Source organism: Allobosea sp. (assembly GCF_030694325.1).
In the GTDB taxonomy this organism is placed as follows: domain Bacteria; phylum Pseudomonadota; class Alphaproteobacteria; order Rhizobiales; family Beijerinckiaceae; genus Allobosea.
Window position 1 is genome coordinate 1 of record NZ_JAUXYO010000106.1, and the last position, 5,243, is coordinate 5,243.

The following is a 5,243-nucleotide window of genomic DNA, read 5'->3' on the forward strand; positions in this document are numbered from 1 at the left end:
GGAGCGGCGGCCGGGGCGGAGATCGCCGCTGCGCAGCCGCAGGCTGCTGCCCCTGCCGTCGGCGCGGGCCGGCCGGGACCGGATCTGGCGGCCGCCGGAGCCGTCGCGGCGGCCGGCCTGGCTGTGGCGCAGCCTGTCGCCGCCGAAACGGTCGAGAGGGAGCCGGAGGTCCCGCATCCGGATCTCTTCAGCGCCGAACTGTCGAGGGTGTTCGCCGAGCCGGCGCCAGTCTCTCCGGACGACACCGACACGGCCAACGAAACACGCGACGCGCTGCCGGCCCTCGACCCGTTCCGTTCGATGGGTCAGCGCGCCGGTGCGGAGCCCGAACTCCCGGCGGCGATGACCGAGTCGGTGCCCGCCCTCGTCCTGCCGCCCGTTCCCGAACTGGCCTTCGAGGTGGAGGTGCCGGGCGAGGCCGATCCGGTTGGCGAGGGTGAGGACGCCGCCGAGACGCAGGCGCAGAGCGCGTTGGAGCCGGAGCGGAGCGCAACGGACCTGCCTGCACCCGCGGAGTCGACGGACGAGTTGCCGCCGCCGCCTCTGGCCTCCGATATCGACGATCCGCTCACGCCCGAGCCACCGGCAACGCTGCGCGACGAGCGCGACGACGAGTTCGACCGGTTGCGCGACAGCCTCGCCGATCTGGGGCTCGGCACGCGCCCCTCGGGCAGTCGCATCGAACCCTCCTTCGAAGGCTCAGACGGGCCGGCCGCCGACCGGCAGGACGAGATCGAGGCCGCGTCGAGCTGGATGGAGCCGGCGCTCGGCCGCCGGGTGAATTGGCCCGAGCCGCCGGAGGCCGCGGGGCTTCCGCCCGAGCGGGAGGCCGCACCGGCCGACCTGTCCGAGCCGTCCTGGCCGGTGCTCGATGCCGCCGACCGTCCCGTGCCGCCCTGGCCGCCGCAGACGAGCACTGCGCCGGAGCCGCCCCTGGACGAGGCGGAGGCCTCACCCGCCGAAGCGGCGGCCTTGGAGCCAACCGAGCCGACCGACGCGGCGGAACCGGAGCTCGCGGAACTGCCGCCTGCAGCCTCCGACGAAGGGATCGTCGGGGCCTATCAGGTCGGCGAGGCGCATTTCACCATCTATGCCGACGGCTCGATCCAGGCCCGAACCCCGGATGGCGACTACAGCTTCGCCTCGATGGACGAGCTCAAGATCTATCTCGCCAGCGAGAAGAGCCGGCTCGGCGCCTGAGCCGGCCCTTCGCTGGCTCAGGCGTCGGCGTCGATCTCCGGCCAGCCTTCGCCGACGGCCCGGATCGCGAAGGCATAGGCCAGTGCGGTCTCCTTGAGGGAGTCGAAGCGTCCCGCCGAGCCGCCATGTCCGGCGTCCATGTTGGTGTGCAGCAGCACCGGCCCGCCGCCGGTCATCGTCGCGCGCAGCCGGGCGACCCATTTCGCCGGTTCCCAATAGGTCACGCGCGGGTCGGTCAGCCCTCCCATCGCCAGGATCGGCGGATAGGCCTGAGCCCTGACGTTGTCATAGGGCGAATAGCCGCGGATTGTCTCGAAGGCGGCGATGTCTCGGATCGGGTCGCCCCACTCCGGCCATTCCGGCGGCGTCAGCGGCAGCGTGTCGTCGAGGATCGTGTTGAGCACGTCGACGAAGGGCACCTCGGCGACGATGCCGGCGAAGAGGCGAGGGGCCATGTTCGCCACGGCCCCCATCAGCATGCCGCCGGCGCTGCCGCCCTCCGCGACGATGCGGCCGCGCGCGGTGAAGCCGCCATCGGCCAGCGCCTCGGCCGCCGCGATGAAGTCGGTGAAGGTGTTGGCCTTCTTCTCGCGCTTGCCGTCGAGATACCAGCGCCGGCCCTTGTCGGTGCCGCCCCGGACATGGGCGATGGCGTAGACGAAGCCGCGATCGACGAGGCTCAGCGGTCGCGTCCGGAACGAGGCCGACATCGCCGAGCCATAGGAGCCGTAGCCGTAGAGCAGGCAGGGCGCCGAACCGTCGAGCGGCGTGTCGGCGCGGTGCAGGATCGAGACGGGCACCTCCTCGCCGTCCTGGGCCCGTGCGAAGATGCGCCGCACCCGGTAGTCGGCCGGATCATGGCCGGAGGGCACCTCCTGCCGCTTCAGCAGGACGCGCACGCCGCTGGCCATGTCGTAGTCATAGGTTTCGGCCGGGCGCGCCATCGAGGCGTAGATGAAGCGCAGCGTCTCGGTCTCGAACTCGTAGCCGGCGTCGAGCCCCAGCCCATAGGCTTCCTCGTCGAAGGCGATGCTGCTCTCGGAGCCGGAGGCCATGTCGCGAATGACGATGCGCGGCAGCCCGTTCTCGCGCTCCAGCCGGATCAGGCGGCCCTGCAGGCACAGATGGCTCAGGATCAGGCAGCCCGGCCGATGCGCCACGAGATCGCGCCAGTTCCCCGGGGTCGGATCGGCCACCGGCGCGGTGACGATCTTGAAATCCTCGGCGTCGTCGGCGTTGGTGCGGATCAGCAGCGCGTCGCCGAGATGGTCGACGTCGTATTCGCGGCCGACCGCCCGGGGCGCGATGGTCACCGGCACGGCGTCGGGCACGGTCAGGTCGACCAGCCGGATCTCCGAGGTCTCGTGATCGTTGATCGAGATCAGCAGGAAGCGGCCGGACTGGGTCTCGTCGATGTCGACGAACATGCCGGCATCGCTCTCCTCATGCAGCAGGATGTCCTGGTCGGCGCTTTCGCCCAGACGGTGGCGCAGCACCCGCGACGGGCGGTGATCGGCATCGACCCCGACATAGAAGAAGGCCCGGCTGTCGGCGGCCCAGACGATCTCTCCGGTCGTGTCGGGCACGACGTCGGGCCGGTCCTCCCCGGTGGCGAGGTCGCGCACGCGGATCGTGTGCAGCTCGGAGCCCGCCTCGTCCGCGCTCCAGGCGAGAAGCCCATGGTCGGGGCTGTGCGCGGCGTCGCCGAGATCGAAGAAGTCCTTGCCGTCCGAGAGCTTGTCGGCATCGAGCATGATCGTCTCGCGGCCCTTGCCCGAGCGCGGCCTGCGGCAGATCAGGGGATGCTCGCCGCCCTTCCGGTAGCGGGAATAGTAGAGATACGGCCCGTCGGGCTGCGGCACGCTGCTGTCGTCTTCCTTGAGGCGTCCGCGCATCTCCTTGACCAGCTCGCGCTGCAGCATGCGGGTCGGCGCCATCAGCGCCTTGGAATAGGCGTTCTCGGCCTCGAGATGCCGGCGGATATCGGTCGGGAGCGCCTTGGGGTCGCGCAGAACCTCTTTCCAGTTGGGCGCCCGCAGCCAGTCGTAACCGTCCTGCAGGACGACGTCATGGACATGCGTCGTCTTGGTCCGCACCTCGGCGCGCGGCGCGCGGACCCTCTTGGCGGCGCTGGCCTTGGGGCCGGGACGGGTGTTCGATCGCATCGACGACGGCTCCTTCGGGCAGAGGCTTCGACAGGTAGAGAGCGGCCGCGCGACTGGCAAGATCATGCCGGCGCGGCAGATGCAGCACCGGCCGGGGCGCCGATACCATGATCATCTGGCGGCATCGCAATATTTAGAATGGATAATTCGTATTCGCGGCCGCCCGATCGCTTGCGGGTGCCTAGGTCATCGACTACAGGGAGCGTAACGGTCCGCTGCGATCACCTCTGAGTCGTGAGTGTTCAGGTGCTTTTGGTCAGGACCGCACAAGGCATTCACAGCAGTAATGCCTTCCGCAAACGTATCATCTCGCCGACTGTATCAGGGAGTGGCGCCGCCATGGCAGACAACGAAGGATCGGATTACATCGAGCTGACGGCGGATATCGTCTCGGCCTATGTTTCGAACAACTCTGTTCCGGCGTCGGATCTGCCTGCGCTGATCAACGATGTTCACGCGGCCCTGAGCCGTGTCGTCAGCGGCACCGCACCCGTGGTGCCGGCCGAGGCGCCCCGTCCGGCGATCCCGGTGAAGAAGTCGATCACGGCCGATTACCTGATCTGCCTCGAGGACGGCAAGAAGTTCAAGTCGCTCAAGCGCCATCTGCGCACGCAGTACAACATGTCGCCCGAGCAGTACCGCGAGAAGTGGGGTTTGCCGCCGGACTACCCGATGGTGGCGCCGAACTATGCCGAAGCCCGCTCCCAGCTCGCCAAGAAGATGGGCCTGGGCCAGCAGCGTCGCAAGCGCCGCTGACGAGGCATCCCCCGGAAAGGGGGTTTCTCAGGATTCGCAAAGCCGCCGGTTCGCCGGCGGCTTTTTCATGTTCGGTTGCGGCTGCGGGGATAGCGCGCCCTCTGCAGCGAAGACGCTTGTCATAGGAATAAATTCATGCATTGCTGATCTCCATCGCCGGCCAGGGGCTGGCCTCAGACAGAGAACAAACAATGAACATGACGAGAGCTGACAGGAGTGATCCGCTGCGCCAGTCCGCCTGTGCGCGCCTGGTCGAAGTGGTGGTCGCCGCGACCACCCATCTGCCCGCCGCGACCCTGCGCACCCCCGGCAGGGGACACCCGCGTGCGGCGCTGGCCCGCCAGACGGCGATGTATCTCGCCCATGTCGCCTTCGGCCTGCCCCTGAGCCGGGTCGGCATCTGCTTCGGCCGGGACCGGACGACGGTGCGCCACGCCTGTGCGCGGATGGAGGATCGCCGCGACGACCCCGCCCAGGAATTCGCTCTCTCGGCGCTCGAGGCCGCGCTGCTGGCGCTGATGGCGGCTCTTTGCGTCATCCCGGCAGAGGAGATCCACCCGTGACGGCGCCGGAGAGCAGGGAGCGCGTCGAGGCGGCCGCGGCGCGGCTGCGGCGTCATCTGGCCCAGCCGGGCGCCTTTGCCCGGCTCTCGCCGCTCGGCTGCGGGCGGGTCGCCCTCTACCGCAGTGGCGGAGGCGCGACGCTCGGGGCCGGGTTCGTCCCGAAGGAGGCGGCCGATACCCTCGCCGCGCGAGGCGACGCGGTCTGGACCGGGCAGGGGGAGGGGCGACGTCTGCACGCGGCGCAGACGTCACCCGAGCCGCGTCCCGCCATCGTCCCGGCCATGATCGACCATGACGGCCGCTCCGAGACCGTGATGCTCCACACAGGCGAGAGCCCGCTGCTGTGGCTGCATCGCCGCCCGGGCCGGGACGGCAAGCCGCAGATCTCGGACGAGGAATTCGCCGCCGGCGAGCGCTTCCGCGCCGACTGGACGCTCGCGCGCCTGACGCCGCGCACCACCATGAACTGGGATGCGTCGCTGGCGCCCGACGGCCGCGGCTCCGGCAGCCGCGGGCCGGCGGCGGCGTCCGATTCCGCGCTGGCGGCGCGTCAGCGCGT

General features: G+C 70.0%; 5 protein-coding genes. 4 read left to right on the top strand and 1 reads right to left on the bottom strand.

Annotation, left to right across the window (positions count from 1 at the left end; genetic code table 11):
- On the top strand, nucleotides 1-1,200 hold a 1,200-nt coding region (locus Q8M82_RS06345; RefSeq protein WP_305690531.1), incomplete at its 5' end, for a hypothetical protein.
- A gap of 17 nt (nucleotides 1,201-1,217) precedes the next feature.
- On the opposite strand, the gene Q8M82_RS06350 is transcribed toward Q8M82_RS06345, so the two are convergent.
- The gene (locus Q8M82_RS06350) at nucleotides 1,218-3,365 is read right to left on the bottom strand and encodes a S9 family peptidase (RefSeq protein ID WP_305690532.1); all 2,148 of its coding nucleotides are present in this window, start codon (nucleotides 3,363-3,365) and stop codon (nucleotides 1,218-1,220) included.
- Between the two features lie 339 nt (nucleotides 3,366-3,704).
- Between Q8M82_RS06350 and Q8M82_RS06355 the strand changes: the two genes are divergently transcribed.
- From Q8M82_RS06355 to Q8M82_RS06365, 3 genes are all read left to right on the top strand, one after another.
- The gene (locus Q8M82_RS06355) at nucleotides 3,705-4,121 is read left to right on the top strand and encodes a Ros/MucR family transcriptional regulator (protein WP_305690533.1); all 417 of its coding nucleotides are present in this window, start codon (nucleotides 3,705-3,707) and stop codon (nucleotides 4,119-4,121) included.
- A 197-nt stretch (nucleotides 4,122-4,318) separates the two neighbouring features.
- Nucleotides 4,319-4,684, top strand: a complete 366-nt coding sequence (locus Q8M82_RS06360; RefSeq protein ID WP_305690534.1) for a helix-turn-helix domain-containing protein — start codon at nucleotides 4,319-4,321, stop codon at nucleotides 4,682-4,684.
- A partial coding sequence (locus tag Q8M82_RS06365) for a DUF6456 domain-containing protein (RefSeq protein ID WP_305690535.1) occupies nucleotides 4,681-5,243 on the top strand: 563 nt, incomplete at its 3' end. The genes Q8M82_RS06360 and Q8M82_RS06365, both read left to right, overlap by 4 nt.

Coding starts and splice junctions, on each gene's coding strand:
- Q8M82_RS06350 (WP_305690532.1), bottom strand. CDS start 3,365: ATGCGATCGAACACCCGTCCCGGCCCCAAGGCCAGCGCCGCCAAGAGG.
- Q8M82_RS06355 (WP_305690533.1), top strand. CDS start 3,705: ATGGCAGACAACGAAGGATCGGATTACATCGAGCTGACGGCGGATATC.
- Q8M82_RS06360 (WP_305690534.1), top strand. CDS start 4,319: ATGACGAGAGCTGACAGGAGTGATCCGCTGCGCCAGTCCGCCTGTGCG.